General features: G+C 46.6%; 26 protein-coding genes and 2 tRNA genes. 24 read left to right on the forward strand and 4 right to left on the reverse strand.

Annotated features, from left to right (window positions below; translation table 11 throughout):
• Positions 1 to 66: 66 nt before the first annotated feature.
• The 13 genes from fabD (at position 67) to nagZ (ending at position 12,419) form a co-directional block, all read left to right on the forward strand.
• Positions 67 to 1,002, forward strand: a complete 936-nt coding sequence (gene fabD / locus ICN18_RS04815) for an ACP S-malonyltransferase (RefSeq protein WP_216189324.1) — start codon at positions 67 to 69, stop codon at positions 1,000 to 1,002.
• 44 nt (positions 1,003 to 1,046) lie between these two features.
• Entirely contained in the window at positions 1,047 to 1,790 is a 744-nt protein-coding gene (gene fabG / locus ICN18_RS04820) for a 3-oxoacyl-ACP reductase FabG (protein WP_216189325.1), read from the forward strand.
• A 100-nt stretch (positions 1,791 to 1,890) separates the two neighbouring features.
• Entirely contained in the window at positions 1,891 to 2,130 is a 240-nt protein-coding gene (acpP, locus tag ICN18_RS04825) for an acyl carrier protein (protein WP_215361078.1), read from the forward strand.
• 21 nt (positions 2,131 to 2,151) lie between these two features.
• A complete protein-coding gene (gene fabF, locus ICN18_RS04830) occupies positions 2,152 to 3,399 on the forward strand; it encodes a beta-ketoacyl-ACP synthase II (protein WP_215392174.1) in 1,248 nt (415 codons plus the stop codon).
• Between the two features lie 50 nt (positions 3,400 to 3,449).
• Entirely contained in the window at positions 3,450 to 4,895 is a 1,446-nt protein-coding gene (locus ICN18_RS04835) for a DegQ family serine endoprotease (protein WP_216189326.1), read from the forward strand.
• A 136-nt stretch (positions 4,896 to 5,031) separates the two neighbouring features.
• On the forward strand, positions 5,032 to 6,837 hold the full coding sequence (lepA, locus tag ICN18_RS04840) for a translation elongation factor 4 (protein ID WP_216189327.1): 1,806 nt from the start codon (positions 5,032 to 5,034) through the stop codon (positions 6,835 to 6,837).
• A complete protein-coding gene (gene lepB / locus ICN18_RS04845; protein ID WP_216189328.1) occupies positions 6,837 to 7,643 on the forward strand; it encodes a signal peptidase I in 807 nt (268 codons plus the stop codon). The genes lepA and lepB overlap by 1 nt, the downstream gene beginning before the upstream one ends.
• Positions 7,644 to 7,648: 5 nt before the next feature.
• A complete protein-coding gene (rnc, locus tag ICN18_RS04850; RefSeq protein ID WP_216189329.1) occupies positions 7,649 to 8,440 on the forward strand; it encodes a ribonuclease III in 792 nt (263 codons plus the stop codon).
• 44 nt (positions 8,441 to 8,484) lie between these two features.
• A complete protein-coding gene (era, locus tag ICN18_RS04855; protein ID WP_216859990.1) occupies positions 8,485 to 9,378 on the forward strand; it encodes a GTPase Era in 894 nt (297 codons plus the stop codon).
• Between the two features lie 5 nt (positions 9,379 to 9,383).
• Positions 9,384 to 10,118 carry a DNA repair protein RecO gene (recO, locus tag ICN18_RS04860; protein WP_216189331.1) on the forward strand — a complete coding sequence of 245 codons (735 nt, stop codon included), beginning with the start codon at positions 9,384 to 9,386 and terminating at the stop codon, positions 10,116 to 10,118.
• A gap of 12 nt (positions 10,119 to 10,130) precedes the next feature.
• Positions 10,131 to 10,874: a pyridoxine 5'-phosphate synthase gene (pdxJ, locus tag ICN18_RS04865; protein ID WP_216189332.1), complete on the forward strand. Its 744-nt coding sequence runs from the start codon at positions 10,131 to 10,133 to the stop codon at positions 10,872 to 10,874.
• 42 nt (positions 10,875 to 10,916) lie between these two features.
• Positions 10,917 to 11,309, forward strand: a complete 393-nt coding sequence (gene acpS / locus ICN18_RS04870; protein ID WP_216189333.1) for a holo-ACP synthase — start codon at positions 10,917 to 10,919, stop codon at positions 11,307 to 11,309.
• 30 nt (positions 11,310 to 11,339) lie between these two features.
• Positions 11,340 to 12,419 (forward strand): beta-N-acetylhexosaminidase, encoded by a 1,080-nt coding sequence (gene nagZ, locus ICN18_RS04875; protein ID WP_216189334.1) that lies wholly within the window; start codon positions 11,340 to 11,342, stop codon positions 12,417 to 12,419.
• Between the two features lie 67 nt (positions 12,420 to 12,486).
• Here nagZ and efp read toward each other — a convergent pair whose 3' ends face one another.
• Both efp and earP read right to left on the reverse strand, forming a co-directional pair.
• A complete protein-coding gene (gene efp / locus ICN18_RS04880) occupies positions 12,487 to 13,047 on the reverse strand; it encodes an elongation factor P (protein ID WP_012357464.1) in 561 nt (186 codons plus the stop codon).
• Between the two features lie 87 nt (positions 13,048 to 13,134).
• Positions 13,135 to 14,205, reverse strand: a complete 1,071-nt coding sequence (earP, locus tag ICN18_RS04885) for an elongation factor P maturation arginine rhamnosyltransferase EarP (RefSeq protein WP_216189335.1) — start codon at positions 14,203 to 14,205, stop codon at positions 13,135 to 13,137.
• Here earP and uvrC point away from each other — a divergent pair.
• The 5 genes from uvrC to ICN18_RS04910 all read left to right on the forward strand — a co-directional run bounded on the left by uvrC (position 14,204) and on the right by ICN18_RS04910 (position 17,594).
• Positions 14,204 to 16,114 (forward strand): excinuclease ABC subunit UvrC, encoded by a 1,911-nt coding sequence (uvrC, locus tag ICN18_RS04890; RefSeq protein WP_216189336.1) that lies wholly within the window; start codon positions 14,204 to 14,206, stop codon positions 16,112 to 16,114. The genes earP and uvrC overlap by 2 nt on opposite strands.
• A gap of 33 nt (positions 16,115 to 16,147) precedes the next feature.
• Positions 16,148 to 16,723, forward strand: coding sequence for a CDP-diacylglycerol--glycerol-3-phosphate 3-phosphatidyltransferase (pgsA, locus tag ICN18_RS04895; RefSeq protein WP_216189337.1), 576 nt, complete (start codon positions 16,148 to 16,150; stop codon positions 16,721 to 16,723).
• A gap of 116 nt (positions 16,724 to 16,839) precedes the next feature.
• Positions 16,840 to 16,915 (forward strand) — tRNA-Gly (locus ICN18_RS04900).
• 50 nt (positions 16,916 to 16,965) lie between these two features.
• Positions 16,966 to 17,039: transfer RNA gene (locus ICN18_RS04905), tRNA-Cys, on the forward strand.
• Positions 17,040 to 17,132: 93 nt separating this feature from the next.
• Positions 17,133 to 17,594: a hypothetical protein gene (locus ICN18_RS04910; RefSeq protein ID WP_216189338.1), complete on the forward strand. Its 462-nt coding sequence runs from the start codon at positions 17,133 to 17,135 to the stop codon at positions 17,592 to 17,594.
• An 82-nt stretch (positions 17,595 to 17,676) separates the two neighbouring features.
• Here ICN18_RS04910 and lexA read toward each other — a convergent pair whose 3' ends face one another.
• A complete protein-coding gene (gene lexA, locus ICN18_RS04915; protein WP_216151775.1) occupies positions 17,677 to 18,396 on the reverse strand; it encodes a transcriptional repressor LexA in 720 nt (239 codons plus the stop codon).
• A gap of 59 nt (positions 18,397 to 18,455) precedes the next feature.
• On the opposite strand from lexA, the gene ICN18_RS04920 reads away from it, so the two are divergent.
• The 6 genes from ICN18_RS04920 to dnaB all read left to right on the forward strand — a co-directional run bounded on the left by ICN18_RS04920 (position 18,456) and on the right by dnaB (position 23,666).
• The gene (locus ICN18_RS04920) at positions 18,456 to 19,532 is read left to right on the forward strand and encodes an asparaginase (protein ID WP_216189339.1); all 1,077 of its coding nucleotides are present in this window, start codon (positions 18,456 to 18,458) and stop codon (positions 19,530 to 19,532) included.
• A gap of 134 nt (positions 19,533 to 19,666) precedes the next feature.
• On the forward strand, positions 19,667 to 20,041 hold the full coding sequence (rpsF, locus tag ICN18_RS04925) for a 30S ribosomal protein S6 (RefSeq protein WP_068322189.1): 375 nt from the start codon (positions 19,667 to 19,669) through the stop codon (positions 20,039 to 20,041).
• A 59-nt stretch (positions 20,042 to 20,100) separates the two neighbouring features.
• Positions 20,101 to 20,394: a primosomal replication protein N gene (gene priB / locus ICN18_RS04930; RefSeq protein WP_215321607.1), complete on the forward strand. Its 294-nt coding sequence runs from the start codon at positions 20,101 to 20,103 to the stop codon at positions 20,392 to 20,394.
• A 13-nt stretch (positions 20,395 to 20,407) separates the two neighbouring features.
• Entirely contained in the window at positions 20,408 to 20,680 is a 273-nt protein-coding gene (rpsR, locus tag ICN18_RS04935; RefSeq protein WP_011902267.1) for a 30S ribosomal protein S18, read from the forward strand.
• A gap of 13 nt (positions 20,681 to 20,693) precedes the next feature.
• Positions 20,694 to 21,146 (forward strand): 50S ribosomal protein L9, encoded by a 453-nt coding sequence (rplI, locus tag ICN18_RS04940; protein ID WP_216189340.1) that lies wholly within the window; start codon positions 20,694 to 20,696, stop codon positions 21,144 to 21,146.
• A gap of 69 nt (positions 21,147 to 21,215) precedes the next feature.
• Positions 21,216 to 23,666: a replicative DNA helicase gene (dnaB, locus tag ICN18_RS04945; RefSeq protein ID WP_369411870.1), complete on the forward strand. Its 2,451-nt coding sequence runs from the start codon at positions 21,216 to 21,218 to the stop codon at positions 23,664 to 23,666.
• Positions 23,667 to 23,780: 114 nt separating this feature from the next.
• Here dnaB and ICN18_RS04950 read toward each other — a convergent pair whose 3' ends face one another.
• Entirely contained in the window at positions 23,781 to 24,047 is a 267-nt protein-coding gene (locus ICN18_RS04950; RefSeq protein ID WP_216189341.1) for a hypothetical protein, read from the reverse strand.
• Positions 24,048 to 24,112 lie beyond the last annotated feature (65 nt).

The raw sequence follows: 24,112 nt of genomic DNA on the forward strand, positions 1-24,112 counted from the left end.
GCCACGAGTCATACAAGTAATTCACTATTTTTATTTTTTAATTTCTTTATCTAGCGAACTCATCACATGACATTTGCATTTGTATTCCCAGGTCAAGGTTCTCAATCAGTTGGCATGCTCAACTCCATTTCGGAGCGTCCAGAAGTCCGTGCAACATTGCAAGAGGCTTCTGAAGCCTTAGGTGAAGACGTTGCAAAGCTCATTGCTGAAGGCCCTGCTGAGGCTTTGTCATTAACTACGAATACGCAGCCGGTGATGTTGACTGCTGCTGTTGCTTTTTATCGTGCGTGGCTTGCTGCTGGTGGCCCGATCCCGAAGGTGATGGCTGGTCATAGCCTGGGTGAGTACTCTGCTTTGGTTGCATCAGGTGTAATTTCTTTTCAAGATGCAGTGCCATTGGTGCGTTTTCGTGCTGAGGCAATGCAAAGCGCCGTACCAGTTGGTACGGGCGGTATGGCTGCCATTCTGGGTTTAGATGACGCAACCGTAATTACAGTGTGTGCTGAAGCAAGCGCAGCATCTGGTGGCGTTGTTGAAGCTGTGAATTTCAATGCACCTGGTCAGGTAGTGATTGCTGGCTCAAGTGATGCCGTTACTAAAGCTTGTGAATTGTTAAAGGCTGCTGGCGCAAAACGGGCATTGCCACTACCGGTATCCGCACCATTCCATTCTTCTTTATTGCAACCGGCCTCTGAAAAACTCAAAGGCTATTTAGCGAATATTGAATTCAAAGCGCCGACTATCTCTGTGATCAATAACGTAGATGTCGAAATCTTGAATGATCCAGCAGCAATTAAAGATGCTTTAGTGCGTCAAGCTGCTAAGCCTGTGCGTTGGCAAGAAACAATCCAGGCTATGGCCTTTCAAGGTATTACTCAAGTGGTGGAGTGTGGGCCTGGCAAAGTATTGGCCGGCTTGACCAAGCGTATCAACGATCAATTGACTGGTGTGCCAGTATTTGATGAGGCTAGTTTGAACGAAGTTCTAGCAAGCTTTAAATAAAATCCAGATAAAAAATTTAAAGAAATAAAAGACGGAAGACAAATATGAATCTCGACTTAAGCGGGCAAATTGCCTTGGTAACCGGTGCCTCAAGGGGTATTGGTCAGGCAATCGCAGATGAATTAGTGAAGTGTGGTGCAAAAGTTATTGGTACGGCTACTTCAGAAAGTGGCGCAAAAGCGATTGATGATCGTCTGAAAGCTTCTGGTGGTGCAGGCAAAGTATTGAATGTGACTGCGCCTAACGCTTGCGAAGAAATTATTGATTTGATCGTTAAAGAATATGGCGGCATCAATATTCTGGTGAATAACGCCGGCATCACTCGTGATAGCTTAGCAATGCGGATGAAATCCGAAGAGTGGACTGATGTGATTGATACGAACCTCAGTTCTGTTTTCCGTCTTTCACAAGCAGTGATGCGTCCGATGATGAAGGCACGTGGTGGCCGCATTATTAACATCACCTCCATCGTTGGCCATATGGGCAATCCTGGTCAGGCAAACTATGCTGCTGCAAAAGCGGGTGTTTCTGGCATGACTCGTGCGCTGGCACGCGAAATCGGCAGCCGTAATATCACCGTTAACTGCGTAGCTCCTGGATTTATCGATACCGATATGACTCGCGCCTTAAGCGAAGAGCAGCAAAATGCCCTAAAAGTGAACATTCCTTTGGCGCGCTTAGGTAGTCCTGAAGATGTGGCCCAGGCGGTAGCATTTTTGGCTTCTCCAGCGGCTGGATACATTACGGGTAATACCCTACACGTCAATGGCGGACTCTATTTAGCCTAACGGCAAAGCAAGGATTTGGTCATTTTTAGGCGAATTTGCTAATTCGGTCCGCCAAACTGATAAAATCCTTTCATCGTTTTTACAACCCCTGGGGAAATTAATGGACAACATCGAACAACGCGTTAAGAAAATCGTCGCTGAGCAATTAGGCGTCGCAGAAGGAGAGATCAAGAATGAATCTTCTTTCGTGAACGACTTGGGCGCTGACTCTCTTGACACTGTTGAACTGGTTATGGCTTTGGAAGATGAATTCGGCATCGAAATTCCTGATGAGGAAGCTGAAAAGATCACCACAGTTCAACTCGCGATCGACTTCGCTAAATCAAAAGCTCAGGGTTAATTCCCTAGCCTAGGTAACACTGTGTCAGTATCAAATGGCCGACGCCGGGTAGTAGTTACCGGCCTTGGTCTCATCTCACCTGTTGGTAATTCAGTTGATGTAGCTTGGTCTAATTTGCTCGCGGGCAAATCAGGCATTGCTACCATCACGAAGTTTGACCACACTCCGCTTAGCGTTCATTTCGCTGGAGAGGTGAAAGATTTCAATGTCGAAGAATATGTTTCTGCCAAAGAAGCGCGCCATATGGATACCTTTATCCATTACGGTATTGCTGCTGGTACGCAAGCGATTCGCGACAGCGGTTTAGAAATCACCGAACAAAACGCCGAGCGCGTTGGTGTCATGGTTGGTTCCGGTATCGGCGGCCTGCCAATGATTGAGGAAACAGGCGCTGAGCTATTGGCTCGCGGCCCACGTCGTATCTCACCATTCTTTGTTCCGGGTTCCATCATCAATATGATCTCCGGTCACCTCAGTATTTTGTTTGGTCTTAAAGGTCCAAACGTTGCTGCAGTAACTGCGTGTACAACTGGATTGCACAGCATCGGTTTAGCTGCGCGCTTAATTCAGTATGGCGATGCAGATGTGATGGTTGCTGGTGGTGCTGAATCAACTATCTCTGCATTAGGTGTTGGCGGTTTTGCTTCAGCAAGAGCGCTCTCAACTCGCAATGATGATCCTGCAACCGCATCACGTCCTTGGGATAAAGACCGCGATGGTTTTGTTCTGGGTGAGGGTGCTGGTGTTGTAGTGCTCGAAGAATACGAACATGCTAAAGCACGCGGCGCAAAAATTTATTGTGAGTTGCTTGGGTTTGGCATGAGTGGTGATGCATATCATATGACTGCACCAAATATGGATGGTCCGCGTCGTTGTATGGTTAACGCCATGCGTGATGCAGGCTTAAACGCAGATCAGATTCAATACATTAATGCGCACGGCACCTCAACACCTTTGGGTGACAAGAATGAAACTGGCGCTATTAAGGCGGCTCTTGGTGACCACGCTAAGAAGACTTTAATTAACTCTACCAAGTCTATGACTGGGCACCTTTTGGGTGGCGCTGGCGGCTTGGAGTCTGTATTCACGATTTTGGCCCTCCATAACCAAAAATCGCCACCTACCATCAATATCTTCAATCAAGACCCTGAGTGTGACTTGGACTACTGCGCCAACACCGCTAGGGATGTGAAGATTGACCATGCAGTCAAAAACAACTTTGGCTTTGGGGGTACTAACGGTACCTTGATTTTCGGTAAATTGACCTAATATTCTTCATATCTTCATTGTTGGTTTTCACCAAGTAGGTCTATAGCATTATGAAAAAGTACTCAATTGCGCTCTTGGCTTTCTTTAGTCTTGGGCAACTCGCATTTATTCCATCCGCTTCTGCCCAAAATCCTCGCGTCACGATTCCGGACTTTGCGGATTTGGTTGAGCGCGCTAGTCCAGCTGTTGTGAATATTCGCACGACTGAAAAAGTTGTAGTGCAGCAGGCTCAGGGTGGTATTCCCGGGATGCCTGAAGACCAAGCAGAATTCTTCCGCCGTTTCTTTGGCGTACCTATTCCTGGCATGCCAAACGGACCTAAGCAAGCGCAACCAAATCCTGGTAAACCACAAGAAGCAGATCGTGGTGTTGGCTCCGGTTTCATTATTGAATCTAATGGATTGATTCTGACAAACGCACACGTAGTTGAAGGCGCCACTACTATCTATGTCACTCTGACGGATAAGCGTGAGTTCAAAGCAAAGTTGCTTGGTATGGATAAGCGTACTGATGTAGCGGTTGTCAAAATTGAAGCGCGTGATTTACCAAAGTTGCCTTTAGGCGATTCGTCTAAGGTACGAGTGGGCGAGTGGGTTCTAGCGATTGGTTCCCCGTTTGGCCTTGAGAACACTGTCACTGCAGGTATCGTGTCAGCTAAGAGTCGTGATACTGGTGACTACCTACCGTTTATTCAAACAGACGTTGCTGTTAATCCGGGTAATTCTGGCGGACCACTTTTAAATACGGCTGGTCAAGTCATTGGTATTAACTCCCAAATATTTAGTCGCTCTGGTGGCTATATGGGGATCTCCTTTGCAATCCCTATTGATGAAGCAATGCGCGTTGCGGATCAGCTGCGCACGAATGGAAAAATGACGCGCGGTCGTATTGGTGTTGCTTTGGGTGAGATGACTAAGGAAGTGGCTGAGAGTTTAGGTTTAGGTAAGCCTCGCGGTGCCTATGTTCGCAACGTTGAACCGGGTGGTCCTGCGGCTGCTGGTGGAATTGAAGCGGGTGATGTCATTTTGAGCTTTAATGGTCGTGATATTTCTAAATCAACTGACTTGCCAAGAGTGGTTGGTGAAACCAAGCCAGGCACTTCAGTACCAGTGCAGGTTTGGCGTAAGGGTGGCACTCGTGATTTAACGGTTACCGTTACCGATACTGAATCCACTCAGGCGGCTAAAAAGCCAGATGCACCAGCCGCAAAAGGAGACAGTGCAAATGCTCTTGGGGTTTCTGTCAGCGAGCTATCGGACCCCAAAAAGAAGGATCTGAATATCAAGGGCGGGGTTGAGGTTACCGGTCTAGGTGAAGGTCCTTTGGCCAGAGCCGGAATTCGGCCGGGAGACGTCATTATTCGGGTTGCTGATGCCGATATTACGGGTGTTAAACAGTTTGAGGCCCTAGTTAAGGGTCTAGATGCCAATAAGGCTGTTCCGGTCTTTATACGCCGTGCTGACAGCACTTTGGTAGTCCCTGTAAGACCAAAATAACCCCATTTTGGGCCAAATAATGGGGTTTGGCGCCTTTTGGGCGCCACCCATTACAATCACTTTAAGACGACTTTTTGCAGCGCATCATCGTGGTGCGTTCTGACAAGGCGTTTTTTGAATGACCAATTAAGACGCTATGGATTTAATCCGCAATTTTTCTATCATCGCCCATATCGATCACGGCAAATCGACGCTTGCTGATCGCATTATTCAACTCTGCGGCGGTCTCTCCGATCGCGAAATGGAAGCTCAAGTTCTCGATTCAATGGATATTGAGCGTGAACGTGGCATCACCATTAAAGCGCAAACAGCAGCTTTAAATTACAAAGCCAAAGACGGCAAGATTTACAACCTCAATCTCATCGATACCCCGGGGCACGTTGACTTCTCATATGAGGTGAGTCGCTCATTGTCCGCTTGTGAAGGTGCACTGTTAGTAGTGGATGCCAGCCAGGGCGTTGAAGCGCAAACAGTTGCGAACTGTTACATGGCACTTGAGTTGGGTGTTGAGGTTGTGCCAGTACTTAATAAGATTGACTTGCCGCAAGCTGATCCCGATCGCGCTAAAAAAGAAATTGAAGATGTGATTGGTATTGATGCGTCTGAAGCAGTAACCTGCTCGGCCAAGACTGGCTTAGGCGTTGCCGATGTAATCGAAGAAATGATCGCCAGAGTGCCTCCGCCAACGGGTAATGCTACTGATCCATTGCAAGCGTTGATTATTGACTCCTGGTTTGATAATTACGTTGGTGTTGTCATGCTGGTGCGCGTTGTGAACGGTACATTAAAGCCAAAAGATAAAATTACCTTGATGGCTAATGGTTCGAGCCATTTAGTTGAGCACGTAGGTGTATTTAGTCCAAAGTCAGTAGATCGCCCAGAATTATCTGCAGGTCAAGTGGGCTTTGTGATTGCGGGTATTAAAGAATTAAAAGCGGCCAAGGTTGGCGACACTGTTACGCATTCTCCTGGGCAGCAAGGGCGAGTTCCTGCTGCCGAGCCATTGCCTGGTTTTAAAGAGGTTAAGCCACAAGTGTTTGCTGGTTTATACCCTGTTGAGTCTAGCGAATACGATCAGTTGCGTGAATCTTTAGAGAAGCTGCAGCTCAATGACGCATCACTCTTATATGAGCCAGAGGTATCACAAGCGCTTGGATTTGGATTCCGTTGCGGCTTCTTGGGTTTGCTGCACATGGAGATTGTGCAAGAGCGCTTAGAGCGTCAATATGGCATGAATCTCATCACTACCGCTCCAACGGTGGTGTATCAGGTAGAGCAGTCAGACGGCACCATTATTTCTGTAGACAATCCGTCGAAGATGCCTGAGGCTAGCAAGATCAATACGATTCTTGAGCCTATCGTGACGGTGAACCTTTATATGCCCCAAGAGTATGTGGGCGCGATCATTACCTTGTGTGTTGGTAAGCGCGGTATTCAGATGGATATGAATTACCTTGGTCGTCAGGTCAAACTCACTTATGAGTTGCCGATGGCAGAGATTGTTTTGGACTTCTTTGACAAAATGAAATCCATCTCACGAGGCTATGCCTCAATGGATTACGAGTTCAAAGAATATCGCCCAGCAGACGTTGTGAAGGTCGATATTTTGATTAATAGCGAGCGAGTAGATGCGCTCTCCGTGATTGTTCACCGTAGCAATAGTCAACATCGTGGGCGCGAAGTGGTTGCGAAGATGCGTGGAATTATTCCACGTCAAATGTTTGATGTGGCCATTCAGGCGGCAATTGGTAGCAATATCGTTGCTCGTGAGAACGTGAAGGCATTGCGTAAGAACGTATTGGCTAAGTGCTACGGCGGTGACATCTCTCGTAAACGTAAGTTATTAGAGAAGCAAAAAGAAGGTAAGAAGCGTATGAAGCAAGTGGGTAACGTAGAGATTCCACAAGAAGCCTTCTTGGCTATTCTGCAGGTGGAAGATTAATGAACTTTGCCCTAGTCCTTTTCATCTTAGTGATTGTTTCTGGAATCGCTTGGGTTGCTGACAAATTGCACTTTGCTCCACAAAGACGTTTGGCTGGTAACGACCGTATGCCTTTGTGGCTTGAGTACACCGCTGGTTTCTTCCCAGTCATTTGCGCTGTATTTGTGTTGCGCTCCTTTATTGCTGAGCCATTTAAGATTCCTTCTGGCTCTATGATTCCGACTTTGCAGATCGGTGACTTCATTTTGGTAAATAAATTTACCTATGGAATCCGTTTGCCGGTGATTAATCAAAAGGTGATCGATTTAGGTTCTCCTAAGCGTGGCGATGTCGTCGTGTTCCGTTACCCACGTGATGAGTCGGTGGACTACATCAAGCGTATCGTAGCTTTGCCTGGTGATGAAATTACTTATGAAAATAAGCGTCTGACAATTAATGGTCAGCCTTTGCAATACAGCGGCGGCGAGCCCTATCTTGATCCTGAGAATATGCGTTACGCCAAGCGTTTCACCGAAACCTTCCCAGCAGACTTGGGTGGTAATCGTCATGAGATCCTCAATGATCCCGATCGTCCGCCTACGGTATTTCCGACAGAGCGTTTTCCGGGTTCTGAATTTTGTCAGTACCAGCAGTCTGGTGTGACTTGCAAGGTGCCTGCAGGACATTACTTTGCCATGGGTGATAACCGCGATAACAGTGCAGACTCTCGTTATTGGGGTTTTGTGCCAGATAAAAACATTGTTGGTAAAGCCTTCTTCGTTTGGCTCAACCTCGGCAATCTTGGCCGTATAGGCGGATTCGAGTAAAGATCATGAACGCGCGCGCCGTTATCGAAACTGGACCGCTGCAAGAGCGACTTGGTTATACCTTCAAGAAGTCAGAGCTACTCAATCAAGCCCTGACTCACCGTAGTCACAGCAAAAAAAATAATGAACGACTTGAGTTTTTGGGCGATTCCATTCTCAACTGCGTTGTTGCTGAGATGCTCTATGAGCGCTATTCAGATTTGGATGAAGGTGACCTCTCACGGGTACGAGCAAATTTAGTAAAGCAACAAGCTTTATATGAAATTGCCCAAGCTTTATCGCTATCGGATTATCTGCGCTTAGGTGAAGGCGAACTCAAGAGCGGGGGATTTCGTCGCCCCTCCATCCTCGCTGATACCTTAGAGGCTGTCACTGGTGCCATCTTCATGGATGGTGGTTTTGAGGCGGCCAAAGCAAGCTTACGTAAGCTGTATTCCATTATCTTGGCTAATGTTGATCCTAAAACTTTGGGTAAAGACGACAAGACGCTCTTGCAAGAGTGTTTACAGGGTTATCAATTACCTTTGCCAACCTACAACGTTACTGGTACTACTGGGGCTGCTCATAATCAGCAGTTTGAAGTGGAGTGCTTAATTCCGAGCCATAAGGTGGCGGTAAAGGGTGAGGGTGCATCGCGTCGTGCTGCTGAGCAAGCGGCTGCTAAGCAAGCCTTAATTGCGATGCTTAAGGCGCTCCCACAGGAATCTCGTAAACCCAAGAAGACTCGGTCAGCCAAAAAGAAGGCAGCAAAAAAAGAGGCGACCGAAGAGCAGTTCAATCTTAAGCTGAAGGGCTAATCGTGTTTAGATGCGGCACCATCGCCATTGTTGGGCGTCCTAATATGGGTAAATCAACTCTTCTGAATGCATTAGTCGGCCAGAAGATCAGTATTACTTCTCGTAAAGCGCAAACGACACGTCACCGTATATTGGGTATTCAGAACCGCGAAGAAGCGCAATTTATTTTTATCGATACGCCTGGCTTTCAGACGCGTCTGATGAATACCTTAAATAAGGCATTGAACCGTACTGTCACTACAGCTTTGCAAGACGTCAATGTGGCGTGCTTTGTAGTTGAGGCCGGTTACTTTGGTGAAGACGACAAAAAGGTATTGAAGTTATTGCCAGATGATTTGCCTGTAGTGCTCGTTTTAAACAAGTTGGATTTGTTTAATAGTCGCTTTCAGACTCCATCGGAGCGCGACCAGGCATTACTCAGCTTTATTAAAGACATGGCTCGCCCTTGGTGTGAATTAGGTGGGCATGAAGATCAGAAATGTGAGTTTTCTGAAATCGTGCCGATGAGCGCTAAGAGTCCTGGCGATATCGAAAGATTGTTAGATGTGCTTGAAGGGTATCTGCCTGAGGCGCCAGCAGTCTATGATGGTGACACCATCACCGATCGTAGTGAGCGCTTCTTGGCTGCTGAGATTCTGCGAGAAAAAGTATTCCGCTTTACTGGTGAGGAGTTGCCTTACACCAGCACAGTAGTAATTGACCAATTTAAGATGGATGGCAAGATGCGCCGTATTGCGGCAACTATCTTGGTGGATCGCGATAGTCATAAGGCGATGATCATCGGGCAAAAAGGTGAGCGTCTTAAAAAGATTTCCACTGATGCCCGCATCGACATGGAAAAGCTTTTTGATGGCAAAGTCTTTTTAGAGACTTGGGTCAAAGTGAAGCGCGGCTGGGCAGATGATCGTGCTGAACTACGGGCGCAAGGGCTGGAATAAATTTAATGGCCTCGATTCGTGTTGCTGACGAACCTGCTTTTGTATTGCACAGCATCCCCTATAAAGAAACCAGCTTAATTCTGGATGTATTTACTCGGCAGTATGGCCGCATGGCCCTAATTGCAAAGGGTGCTAAACGTCCACACTCTACGTTACGCCCTGTATTGCAACGCTTTCAGCCGCTCCTAGTATCTTGGAGTGGTAAATCTGAATTGCGCACCTTAACAAAGTCAGAGTGGGTCGGCGGTATGCCTTCTTTAGTGGGTGATGCATTGCTCTGCGGTTTCTATCTCAATGAATTGCTTGTGAAGTTCTTGGCTCGTGAGGATGATTACGAAAAACTCTATGATCGCTACGCTGAAACAATTAATGCCTTATCCAATCTGGAGTTTGAATCCAAGGGCTTAGAAGAAATCCTACGCCCCTTTGAGCTATCCCTCTTGCAGGAAACGGGTTACGCGGCGGCCTTGGATTGTTGTGTTGAAACCAATGAAGTACCCCTAGCTCATGAGCAATATGTGTATCAGCCTGAGCGCGGTGTGCGCCCTGTGCAAGTCGATGACCCAGGGCATTGGCCCGTCCTTACTGGAAAATCACTGTTGGCAATTGCGGTTGGGGATTTTTCAGATCCCGAGACGCTTTCTGAAAGTAAGCAGTTAATGCGCTTTTTGCTTGGCTTGCACTTGCAGGACCAGGTTTTGACTACCCGCCAAATTTTGATTGATTTGAAGAAAATCTAGTAATCTACAGAGATGAGCAGCCATCCAAGCCTTGAACTGGGCATCAATATTGACCACGTCGCCACTTTGCGTAATGCGCGAGGCACGGCCTATCCTGATCCGCTAAGGGCAGCTGCTTTAGCTGAGGAAGCTGGTGCTGATCTTATTACCTTGCATTTGCGTGAGGACCGTCGTCATATTAAAGATGCGGACTTGCTGGCGCTTCGCCCGCTCATCAAAACCCGCATGAACTTAGAGTGCGCAGTAACGCCAGAGATGATTGATATTGCCTGCAAGGTTAAGCCACACGATGTGTGTTTAGTGCCTGAAAAGCGTGAAGAAGTTACAACAGAAGGTGGCCTAGATGTTCTTGGTCACTTCGAGGCGGTGAAGGCTGCTACCAAGAAACTAATCGATGCTGGTATCCGAGTATCTTTATTTATTGATCCAGAAGAGAAGCAAATTCAGGCAGCTAAAGATGTTGGTGCCACAGTGGTGGAGTTGCATACCGGACGTTACGCTGATGTATCGGGTGCCGAGCAGGCCAAAGAACTAGAGCGCATTCGTAAATCTGCGATTTTTGGAAAGAGTATCGGCTTGAGAGTCAATGCTGGTCATGGTTTGCATGAGGGCAATGTGAAACCCATCGCTGCTATCAAGGAATTATCTGAACTCAATATTGGTCACGCTATTGTTGCGGAGGCCTTGTTCAAAGGTTGGCAAAAGGCAATTAATGATATGAAAGCGCTGATGGTTCAGGGTAGAGCCAGCGCTTAAGTATTAATAACAGCGAATAACAAAAAAGCCATTACAGTAAATATGATCATCGGTATCGGCACTGACATTTTGCAGATTGAGCGCTTACAGGCTGCTTACGATCGCACTAATGGCCGCCTGGCAGAAAAAATTCTGGGGCCAGATGAGATGTTGGTATTTCAACATCGCCTCGCCAGAAATCATAAGCGTGGAATTTCTTTCTTGGCTACGCGTTTTGCGGCTAAAGAGGCCTTTTCAAAAGCAATTGGTTTGGGGATGCGAATGCCGATGACCTGGCGCTCACTCCAAACCTTAAATGAACCTAGCGGCAAACCAGTGACTAGTTATTTGGGTGCTCTAGCGCAGTTTATGCAAGAGAAAAATTGGGAAGCGCATGTTACGGTGAGTGATGAGCAGGATATGGCGATTGCGCATGTCATCGTTACTCAAAAGTAAATAAAAAATAAAGTTGAAATAGAGGAAGAAATGAGCAAGACAACGATGGCCCCTGGCCCAGTTACCTTAGATGTAGTTGGTCTTGAGTTAAATGCTGAGGATCGTCGACGCATTTTGCGCCCCCTGACTGGCGGGGTCATTTTATTTGGTCGCAACTATGCAAACCGTCAGCAACTCACGAAATTAACTACTGCCATTAAGAAGCTTCGTCCCGATGTCCTTATTTCAATTGATCATGAGGGTGGTCGAGTGCAGCGCGCTAGGACCGATGGATTCACTCATTTGCCAGCGATGCGTAAGCTCGGTGAACTTTGGGGTGCAAAGAGCAAATCGAATCATCCCGCTGAATCTGCTGCTATTGCGATGGCTGCTGCAACAGCCTGTGGATATGTGCTCGCTGCTGAGTTACGTGCTTGCGGTATTGATTTCAGTTTTACACCGGTGCTAGATTTGGATTTTGGGCGCAGTGGTGTAATCGGCGATAGATCATTTAGTCGAGATCCACAAATAGTCTTTGCTTTGTCCAAAAGCTTGAATGAAGGTTTGCGTCTTGCAGGAATGGCTAACTGTGGCAAGCACTTTCCAGGACATGGTTGGGCTGAGGCTGATTCACATGTGGCAATTCCAGTTGATGAGCGTAGCTTAAAAGAAATCTTGGGCGACGATGCTAAGCCGTATGAGTGGCTCGATTTGAGTTTGGCGTCAGTCATGCCAGCGCATGTGATTTATCCAAAGGTAGATAAGAACCCAGCGGGTTTTTCAAAGATTTGGCTCCATTCTATTCTGCGTCAAGAATTAGGCTTTGAGGGCGTGATCTTTAGTGATGATCTTTCCATGGAAGGTGCTAGTGTTGCTGGTTCAGTAGTGAAGGGCGCTGAAATGGCCTTGGAGGCTGGTTGCGATGCTGTATTAATCTGCAATCGTCCAGATCTTGCCGATCAATTGCTCTCCAAACTCAAGGTCTCAAAAGCTAAACAATCTGAATCTGCAATACGTTTAAACCGTTTGATGCCATCAGCTTCGGCGCAGACTTGGAATGAATTGCAAAAAGAAGCTCAGTACCAGCACGCTAAAGGTTTGCTGGCGCAGTTGGGTTTGATTGCTGAGTAACTCAAATTAATTTATAGCAATAAAAAAGCCCGGCATGCCGGGCTTTTTAACATCTGTAGTTTGCTAATTAGTTAGCGCGGCTACGGTATTCACCTGTGCGAGTATCGATCTCGATTTTGTCGCCAGTATTGCAGAACAAAGGAACTTGCAATTCGTAGCCAGTTGCCAATTTTGCGTTCTTCAATACTTTTCCAGAGCTGGTATCGCCTTTAACAGCTGGCTCTGTGTAAATGATTTCACGAACCAATGAGTTAGGCATCGCTACTGAAAGCGCCTTACCTTCGTAGAACACTACTTCGCATGGCATGCTTTCTTCGAGGTAATTTAATGCATCACCCATGAACTCAGCTTCAACTTCGTATTGGTTGTAATCACCATCCATAAATACATACATTGGATCTGCGAAATAAGAGTAAGTGCATTCTTTCTTGTCGAGGATCACAACATCAAACTTGTCATCTGCTTTATAAACGCCTTCGTTTGGCGCACCAGTTAACAAATTTTTGAATTTCATTTTCACAACAGAGGAGTTGCGGCCAGAGCGGCTGTATTCGGCCTTTAAAACGACCTGGGCATCAGTACCGATCATTACTACGTTACCAACGCGGAGTTCTTGTGCTGTTTTCATCTTGCTATTCCTGGGGGCAGAGCTATTTTTCTGCGGTTTTTATCAAAATCAAGATTGTAACCGCCCGCCAGCCTTTATTGCTTGGGATTAAGCGACAAAGCGGATTAAACGCGCTGGCAAGCCACCATCCGCTTGTTTTTCAAGTAAACAGGTACGCCAGTGCTTGGCATGCGCATTCCAGGCCCCTAAGCTATCAAACCATTCGCTAGGCATTGCCCAGGTCATCGCTGAGATCGTGGCAAGTCTTAATTCTTGACTAGCCTCATCCAGATATAGGTCCAAAAAAGCGGCTAATTTAACTTCGTGGGCACGATCTTCTTGCGGGTAGATATGCCAAATAAATGGTTTTCCTGCAAGCTGGGCTCTTACAAAAGAATCTTCACCACGCACAATGTTGATGTCGCATTGCGATAGCACCCAGTCATATTCATCTTGAGACACAAACGGCATAGAAAGCAATTTCAGGTTTGCTGGAAGTTCGATGGGTTGCTCGCCGTAGAGATTTAATTGTTCGGCATGACCGTGCGCCAAAAGGACATCAATATCTTCACCAAGACGCCCCAAGTCAGTTAGCCATTTTTTAAGTGGCGCTCCTGGGTAGCAGAAAACGCTGATCCGCTTTGCTCTGGGTCGTAACTGAGACCAGGTGTTTTTGAGGTCTGCGGGAATTTGTTTTTCAACGAGATGACCTTCTGCTGGTATGGGGTCAAGCAAGAGTCCGCCAACCTCATCTTGAAATCCAGGAAAGAAGAAGTACTTCGGAATGCCATGAGACTGAGGCGAAGCCTTCCCATGAAAATCGATGACCCATGGTTCTGCGCTCAGGTACTCCAAATTAATGATGATCGGTTTGGTCGGGGCAATAAAGAGGCCGGCTAAATAACGTTCTGGCAGCTCGCACCCAAAAGCCTCAACCACCACATCGGGCGTTTGAACTGGGTGCCGGGCATTCACATGACTTGCTTCCCATAGCTGCATATCAATTTTTTGCTTAACTTTAGGATCTGCGCCAGAAGCGAGTAAATTAAGGATTGGCAGATCATCGCAAAAAATACGGACCTCTTGACCATGAATGCTTGATAAGCTTCGGGCTAGGCGCCAGCAAACACCGGCATCACCATAGTTATCGACGATTTGGCAGAAAATATCCCAACGCATGAGTAATTCGCTTTTCGAAACCCTTCAGCAGGATGTTAAACGGCTACCCGGATTGCCGGGGGTATATCGCTTTTTTGATGAAGCGGGACATATTCTGTATGTAGGCAAAGCTCGTAACCTTAAAAAGCGTGTCTCAAGTTATTTTCAGCGTACGCAGTTGTCACCGCGTATTGAGCTGATGGTGGGCAAAATTGCCCGCTATGAGACAACGGTAACACGGACCGAAACAGAAGCCCTCATTCTAGAGAACAATCTCATTAAAGAGTTGGCTCCGCCATTTAATATTCTGTTCCGTGATGATAAGTCTTACCCCTACGTGATGTTAACGGGGCATCAATTCCCCAGGTTAGCCTCATACCGTGGAAAAGTAGATAAGCGCAATCATTACTTTGGGCCATTCCCGAATAGTTGGGCAGTACGCAATAGCGTGCAGATACTCCAAAAAGTATTCCGTCTAAGAACTTGTGAAGACTCTGTTTTTAAGAATCGTAGTCGACCTTGTCTATTGCATCAAATTCATCGCTGTAGCGCTCCTTGTGTTGGCCGCTTGAGTATTGAGCAATATGGGCAAGATGTCGCTCAAGCAACACGGTTTTTAGAGGGTGATCACAGTCAGGTTTTATCTGAGCTTGAAAAAGAAATGCACAAGCATAGCGAGGCAATGGAGTTTGAGATGGCGGCAGTATTGCGCGATCGTATAGCTGACCTATCAAGTGTTTTGCAGCAGCAGTCAATGGACACAGTGGCGGAGGGCGAAGGTGACGTAGACATCATTGCGGTTGCGCAAATGGAGGGTATGGTTTGTGTGAATTTGGCAATGGTTCGTGGTGGACGTCACTTAGGCGATAGAGCTTATTTCCCTAAAGGATTACGCACTACCTCTGGAGAGTTGCCAGCCCCTGCAGAGATATTGGAAGCCTTTATTACTCAGCATTATTTGGAAGAGCATGCGGATGAAGCAACTAGCAATTTAATTCCGCCGGTATTGGTTCTAAACCATGCATTGCAATCGGCGAATGATGAGCTTACTCAATTGAATGAATCTCCGCCTGAGGATTTGCATGAGTTGCTAAATGCACAGGCCGGCAGGAAAATTACTTTCTTACATCAACCACAAGGCCAAAGACGTCATTGGCTTGCGATGGCAGAGGGTAATGCGAAGATTGCGTTGACTAAACGTTTAGTAGAGACGGGTGGGCAGTTGGCTAGAGCGCGTGCACTAGCTGATATCTTAAGTCTTGAATTAGAAAGCCTGGAGCAGTTGCGCATTGAATGCTTTGATATTAGCCATACTTCTGGTGAAGCAACTCAAGCATCTTGTGTGGTGTATACCAAGAATGCAATGCAGTCGAGCGAGTATCGACGCTTCAATATTAACGACATCACGCCGGGTGACGATTACGCAGCCATGCGTCAAGTTTTGCAAAGACGTTACGCCAATTTTCAAGAGTTGCCAGTAGAAAAAATTCCACAAGTGATTTTGATTGATGGTGGTAAAGGTCAGGTTGAAATGGCAAGACAAGTTCTCTCTGAGTTTGGTATGGACATTGGATTGATTGTTGGTGTTGCCAAAGGTGAGGGGCGCAAGGTTGGCCTAGAAACCCTCATTTTTGCGGATGGACGTGAATCATTGGAGTTGGGTATTGATAGCGCGGCCTTGCTCTTGGTTGCTCAGATACGGGATGAGGCTCATCGCTTTGCCATTACCGGCATGCGAGCTAAGCGTGCTAAAGCGAGGACGATTTCTCGTTTGGAAGAGATCGAGGGTATTGGTGCGAAGCGACGTCAAAAGCTACTGGCTCGCTTTGGTGGTCTTAAAGGCGTTGCGAATGCCAGTATTGAGGAGATCGCTAGCGTCGAGGGAGTCTCTTTAACGCTCGCAGAGCAGATCTATCGCCAGCTTCACTAGGCGATTTCACCTTTCTTGGTTTATGCTTGTCCAATGCCATTTAATCTACCCATCGCCTTAACTTGGTTGCGTGTTGCAGCCATCCCGCTATTGGTGGTGGTGTTTTATCTTCCCAATTCTTGGCTTACTCCGTTTGAGAGGAATCTGATTGCGGCAATCATTTTTATTTCTGCAGCGATTACTGATTGGTTGGACGGTTTCTTAGCGCGTCGCTTAAAACAAGAGTCTGCATTTGGGCAGTTCTTAGACCCAGTTGCGGATAAGTTAATTGTTGCGGCCGCATTGTTGGTTCTTTTGAATATGGATCGCGTGCAAGTTTGGGTGGCGCTCATCATCATTGGTCGTGAAATAACCATCTCCGCTTTAAGAGAGTGGATGGCTTTGCTCGGCGCTGGAAAAAGTGTGGCAGTTCATATGGTGGGCAAGCTCAAAACGACCGCTCAACTAGTGGCTATTCCATTTTTACTGCTCAATGACACCTTATTTGGTTGGCTTAATTGCGCACAAGCGGGTACTTGGTTGATTTGGATTGCCTCTTTTTTAACGCTTTGGTCGATGTTCTATTACATGAAAAAGGCTTTACCCCAGCTCGCTGGAAAAATCGACTGAGCGTTATAAAGCCCAGCCAGTTAAGCTTTCCAAGGCACTCGCATTCCCTTAAATATTAGGATTTACAAGGAATAATGCTTTCTTGGAGATTGTTTGTTAAACTACTGCCCTGTTATGCGGGAATAGCTCAGCTGGTAGAGCGATACCTTGCCAAGGTATAGGTCGGGAGTTCGAACCTCCTTTCCCGCTCCAAGTTCGATGGGAAGCCCTAAAAAGCTTCCCATTTTTGATTCAAGAGTTATGGCGCGTTGGCCGAGTGGTTAGGCAGGAGCCTGCAAAGCTTCGTACGGGGGTTCGATTCCCTCACGCGCCTCCAGTAATTTGTCTTGACGAATTAGGTGCATCACCTAAAATACTTTTAACTACTGTAAGTAAAAAGCGTCAACTACCTCAATCGAATACAAAACAAATGATCACACTTCAAACCCTCAAAGTCAGCACCGTCGCGTTATTTTTGGCCACACTATTGGGTGCATGCGCAAGTTCAGGGGATTCTCCTACTGGTACTGCAGAGGAAATTGCGGAAGTGCAGACTCAGCTTTTGGGTGACATGCCGCTGCCACAAGGTGCACGTCTCTCAGGCGCCGACTCCATCATTATTGGTCGTGGCAATGAGTGGGTTGGTAGAGCGGTTGTGAATGCTCTGCAAGGTGCTACTGATGTTTACGCGTTCTTTCAATCGGAATATCCAAAAGGTGGCTGGACAACAGTAACTGCAGTGAAAGCAAAAACCAGTATTTTGGTTTTCACAAAAGGCGATAGAACTGCTACGGTAGAAATCGTTGATGGCTCTATTGGCGGTCCGAAGTCACTCATCATCGTGACCTCTTCACCAAAGAATGCCAACGTAGTTGCTCCTACTCGCAAGTAGATTTATTAAGCAACTGTAGTAAATAAAAAAGGCCTCTAACAAGAGGCCTTTTGCTTAAGGGGCAGTATTACAGGGCTCTAGCTTATAGTCCTTCAGCCCTAATCAAACCAACAGCCTGTCCTTCAATCGCAAAATTGGGCTGACGATCGTCCACCAAAATGTTTTTGAAGTCTGGGTTCTCTGCTTGCAGTTCGATAACCATGCCATTGGCAGTTTTCTTTTGCTGCCAACGCTTCACAGTAACTTCATCATCAAGACGCGCGACCACAATGTCACCATTGCGCACTTCAGTTGTTTTTCTAACGGCCAAATAATCGCCGTCCAAAATACCTGCATCGCGCATGCTCATACCTTTTACTTTTAATAAGTAATCAGCGCCTTTACTAAATAAGCTTGGATCAATCGGAACATGTTTCTCTATGTGCTCTACAGCCATGATGGGTGAACCAGCAGCAACTCTTCCGATTAATGGCAATGTGAGTTGTTGTAAAGCACCTGACGGTAAAGACAGTTGACGGTATTTATTGCTGTTGTGCGATTGATTAAATCGTTGTGGAATGCGAATGCCGCGTGACGTACCTGGCGTTAATTCGATATAACCTTTTTTCGCTAGTGCGCGCAGATGTTCTTCAGCTGCATTGGCAGAGGCAAATCCCAGTTGTGTAGCAATCTCGGCTCGAGTAGGTGGAAGGCCGCTCTCATCGATGGCTTTAGTAATCAACTCCAAAATCTCATTCTGACGTGGAGTGAGTTTGGGGAGGGCAGTCAGCTCCTCCGGAAAATCGACTGTGTTTATGTCCATACTGGGATTGTATACAGCAGTATTTGATAGATCAAGCTATTTAAGGGGGATAATGGGGTATGAGCTCACAACAAAACACCCCTGAAACTGCACCTCATATCCTGGTTTTGGGTATGGGTGGCACGATTGCCGGACTGGCGGCGAGCCCAGCTGACAATCCCATGCAATATGAAGCCGGCCAGGTTGAAGTTGCCTCTTTGCTTGCTCATATTCAATCTGCCGTCCCTGAAGGTATTAGCTTGGTTTCAAGGCAGGTTGCCAACATCAATAGCCGTAACCTGACTGAGTCCTTATTGACTCTATTAGGTGAGACAGTGAAGGAAGCCCTTGATAACACCTTGGTTAGGGGGGTAGTGGTCACTCACGGAACCGATACGATTGAAGAGACAGGCGTCTTCTTGCAGCTCACCTGCGGAAAACATGCTCAAAATTTAGGCAAGAGAGTTATTCTGACTGGTGCCATGTTGCCTGCCAATGCGCCCAAGGCGGATGGCCCCTCTAACTTGCTGGATGCACTTCGCTGGGCTTCCACCCCAATTGATAACTGCCCTGGCGGTATTTATGCCGTAATGGACGGTAGGGGCTGTTTGGCTATGGATCTGGCAAAACGCCACGGCAGCGCCCTGAATGCGCCCATCCAGGCATCACCCACCAGTTCAGTTGGGTTGATTAATCCTTCCTGGCTATCAGGTGTAAAGGCAGTGCAGGCCCTTTGGATGGAGGATTTGCCGATTCCCAAGGAGAGTGAGTGGCCTTGGGTGGAGATTTTGACGAGTCATGCGGGTGCTAGACCAGAAACTATTACCCATTGGCTGAGCTCCAAGGTAAAAGGCTTAGTCCTTGCAGGCTCTGGCATGGGAGGCTTTCATGATGCCTGGAAGGAGCCCCTGGCTGCGGCGGTAAAGCATGGAATTGCGCTAGTTAGAACCACCAGAACCGGTGCGGGGGAAACCTTGCCCAATCTGCCTGAAAAAGACTTGGCTGGATGTTTGGCTTCAGGCAGTCTGTCTGCTCCTAGGGCCAGGATTGCCCTGCAGTTATCGCTGAATGCGGAAAAACAAGCTCAGACCACAGGTAAATCCCTGACTTGGCAGGATTTTTTTGCTAGAATAGCGGTCTTGCCTGTAATTCGGTAAGCGCTGAAAAGCGGCTGTAAAAGTGTTGTAAGCAGTACCTACAATTTGTTACTACCTTGTCACACTGGCGCTGAGTTCACAACCATCAGAACTTAGCAAGACGCCCAGGTGACTCAATCCTTAAGGAGTGTTTGATGCGTCATTATGAAATCGTCTTTATCGTCCATCCGGACCAAAGCGAGCAAGTGCCAGCGATGATCGATCGTTACAAAGCTACATTAGCAGCTGCGGGCGGCAAAATTCATCGTATGGAAGACTGGGGTCGTCGTCAGATGGCTTACATGATCGACAAGCTTGCTAAAGCCCACTACGTTTGCATGAACATTGAGTGCGACCAGAAAACTCTGGAAGAGCTCGAGCATGCGTTCAAATTTAATGATGCAGTTTTGCGTCACCTCATCATCAAGACTAAGAAAGCTGAAACAGAGCCTTCAATCATGATGAAAGAAGTGCAACGTGAAGAAGCGCGCAAATCTGCTCAATCTGACGCTCCTGTAGCGGCAGCCTAAGTTAGAAATTTGAAGAGGAATACACAGACTAGAAAACGTATCAGAGAAGCGGAGCGGCGTTGAATCATTTCACCCTAACTGCAATCTTGGTATCTAAAGACGCGATTCGATTTACACCAGCAGGAATACCGGTGATGCATTGCCAGCTAGAACATAGCGGCCAAGCAAACGAGGTAGGAGTGGCAAGGAAAATTCAGATGAACGTTGAAGCCATCACAATCGGTCCAATACAAAAGGACTTAGAGCGAATGGATTTAGGAGCTGAGGCAGTGTTTGAGGGATTCTTAGCACCCAAGACTCTACGTAATCAAAGACTTGTTTTCCATATTACCCATATTCAATTGAAAAATTAAAGAGGAAATCATCATGGCGTTTGGAAAGAAACCCGATTTCAAAAAGAAACCAGCTCAGAACCCATTGTTCAAGCGTAAGCGTTATTGTCGTTTCACTGTTGCTGGCGTAGAACAGATTGACTACAAAGATGTAGATACATTGAAGGACTTTATTGGCGAAAACGCCAAGATCACTCCTGCTCGTTTGACAGGCACAAAAGCTAAATATCAGCGTCAGTTAGACACTGCTATCAAGCGTGCTCGTTACTTGGCTTTGTTGCCATTCTCCGATCAACATAAGAAATAATTAGGAGCCCTCAATGCAAATCATTCTTTTAGAAAAAGTAACAAACCTGGGTAACCTCGGCGACATCGTTCGCGTTAAAGACGGTTTCGCTCGTAACTTCTTAATCCCACAACGCAAAGCTCGTCGTGCGACTGAAGCAGCTATCGCTGACTTTGCAGTACGTCGTGCTGAGTTAGAGAAATTGGCTGCTGAGAAATTGACTGCTGCTGAAGCAGTTGGCATCAAGCTCAAAGACATGGTTCTCGAAATCGGTCAAAAAGCGGGTGTTGACGGTCGTTTGTTTGGTTCTGTAACCAATCATGACATCGCTGATGCATTGAAAGCTAAAGGCTTCACAATTGAGAAGTCTTCAGTTCGCATGCCTACTGGCCCATTGAAAATGGTTGGTGATCACCCTGTAGCGGTTGCTGTTCATACCGACGTAGTTGCAGACATCACTATTCGTGTAGTTGGCGAGCAAGCTTAAGTTTTAGAACTGTAAATAAGCCACATGGCTGAATCCCGTTCACGTTCCGTTACGCTGAATCCCGGCATGATGGGTTCTGGGGATGCAGTCGTGCAGGCTTTAAAAGTTCCGCCGCATTCTGTAGAAGCCGAGCAATCTTTGCTCGGCGGTCTACTGATCGATAACTCTTCTTGGGATAACCTGGGTGGAGTATTAAACGATAAAGACTTCTATCGCCCCGAACATGCTTTGATCTACAAAGCAATTGCTCGTTTGGTTGGCGACAATCATCCCGCTGACGTTATTACTGTTCATGATGCAATTAAATCTGAACAGGGTGGCGACTTAGTTGGTATTGATTACCTAAATTCATTGGCACAAAACACACCAAGTGCAGCGAACATTAAAGGCTACGCCGATATTGTTCGTGACCGTAGTATTTTGCGTCGCTTGATTGAAGTTTCAGATAGCATTGTTAATTCTGCATTCGTTCCAGAGGGACGAACAGTCAGAACTTTGTTGGACGAAGCTGAGTCACGCATTCTTCAGATTGGTGAAGAGGGTAGTCGCAAGGCTGATTACCTCGAAATCGAGCCGCTCCTAAAGGCGGTTGTTGCCCGTATTGATGAGCTCTATAACCGTCAAGGTGGTAGCGACATCACTGGTATTGCAACTGGCTTCTTAGATCTAGACAAACAAACTAGCGGACTACAAAAAGGTGACTTAGTCATCGTTGCTGGTCGCCCTTCGATGGGTAAGGCACAACCTCTAGATACAAAAGTGAAAACAGTTGATGGTTGGAAGTTGATGGGTGATCTGAAGTTTGGTGATCGTCTCGCCTCTGTCGATGGTCAGCATTCAATGGTCACCGGTATTTATCCACAAGGTATTAAGCAGATTTATAAAGTCACTTTCTCCGATGGGCGAGTGGCTGAGTGCTGTGATGAGCATCTATGGCGTGTTATGTATCGAGAATGGTCCGAGCCACGTGTCATCAACACTGTCCGCTTAATGGAAATGCTACAGTGCGCACGCTATAAAAACAGATTATGGATTGATCCAGTCTCGGGTGATTTTGGTCACTCGAATGCGTTGCCAGTTCATCCGTGGGTTTTGGGTGCATTGCTTGGAGATGGAACTTTGGCTTTATCTCACAGTTCGGTGATGTTTTCAACTAAGTCCCCTGAGCTTGTAGAGCGCATGAATTTACTTGCAAACTACGAGATGGAGTTAGTTCATGCTAATGCTTATGACTGGAGATTAGTCTCAAAAGAAAGAATTGCTGCTAATGGTCAAAGAGCGGCCGTTAAGACAAATTTTTTCAGGTCTGCATTGCAGGATATCGGTGTTCTTGGCTGCAGAAGTTTTGATAAACACATTCCAGCAACTTATCTTGAGGCGAACAAGAATTCTCGTCTTGCATTGTTCCAAGGTCTGATGGATACCGATGGATGGATTGAGAAGTGGGGCTCCATTCGCTTTTGTACAGCAAGCAAACAATTATCTGAAGATGTTGCAACTTTAGCCAGATCTTTGGGTGGTTTTTGCTCAATAGCGCATAAGCAGACAAGCTACACCTACAAGGGTGAAAAGAAGCAAGGTCGCCTAAGTTATGTTTTAAATATGAGTTTTGGTCCCGGTTTTCAAGCGTTTACTCTGCCTGAAAAGACTGAAAGGTTAAGAGCAAGTTGGGATCGCCAACGTAGACTTTCATTCAAGAGTATTGAACCGTCTAGGATGTCTGAAGCGCAATGTATTTCAGTAAGCCACCCTCAAAGAACTTACGTAACGAATGATTATGTCGTTACTCATAACACTGCATTCGCTTTAAATATTGCAGAGAACGTTGCCTTAGCTGAAGGTTTGCCTGTTGTTGTGTTCTCCATGGAAATGTCAGGCGAACAACTGGCGGCACGTTTATTAGGCTCAGTAGGGCGCGTTGACCAAGGTCGCATGCGTACCGGTAAGTTGCAAGATGATGAGTGGCCACGTGTTACCGATGCCATTGCACGTTTAAGTAATACCCAAATTTTGATTGATGAGACCGGCTCTTTATCTAGCTTAGAGTTGCGCGCACGTGCACGTCGTATCGCCAGAAACTTTGGCGGCACACTTGGCTTGGTAGTGATTGACTACTTACAGTTGATGAGTGGTTCTGGTTCTGAGAATCGTGCCACTGAGATTTCTGAAATCTCACGCTCACTCAAATCTCTCGCAAAAGAACTGCAGTGCCCAGTAGTTGCACTCTCCCAGTTAAACCGTGGCCTCGAGCAACGCCCTAACAAACGTCCGATCATGTCTGACTTGCGTGAGTCAGGCGCTATTGAGCAAGATGCCGACTTAATTATGTTCATCTATCGTGATGAGGTGTATCACCCTGATACCACTACCGATAAAGGTGTGGCAGAAATCATCATCGGTAAGCAGCGTAACGGTCCAATCGGTACAGTGCGCTTAAGCTGGCAAGGTCCATATACCAAGTTTGATAACTTGGCGATGGGATCCGTTGGTTATTCCTCTGGTGGATACGAGCCGTTCTAAGTAAAGAAATAATAAAAAAACTGAAACATAAGCAGATAAAGAAAAAGCCTCACAGTGTGAGGCTTTTTTAATGCAGAAATAAATTAGATCAATTATTGATTCACATAATGAACCTTATTTTCCGCCTTCACATTTCTTGATTGAAGCTGCTTTAGCTGCGCCATAGAGTGGCTTGCCATCTTTGCTCACTGCTTTAGCTTCGCAATCATTCGGCTTGGCATCACCCATACATTTCTTAATAGAGGCATCTTTAGCTGCGCCATAGAGGGGCTTACCTTCTTTGCTTACTGCTTTAGCTTCGCAAGCTGCTTGATCGGCAAAGGCATAAGTAGGAAGTGCGAAACTCAGTGCAATGCTTAAAGCGATGATGATTTTTTTCATGCTCATTCTCCAGGTGGGTGATTTGATTCAAGCTTACTTTAATTCTCAAAATGATTATTGATGAT

The sequence above is a fragment of the Polynucleobacter parvulilacunae genome (assembly GCF_018881715.1).
Classification (GTDB): domain Bacteria; phylum Pseudomonadota; class Gammaproteobacteria; order Burkholderiales; family Burkholderiaceae; genus Polynucleobacter; species Polynucleobacter parvulilacunae.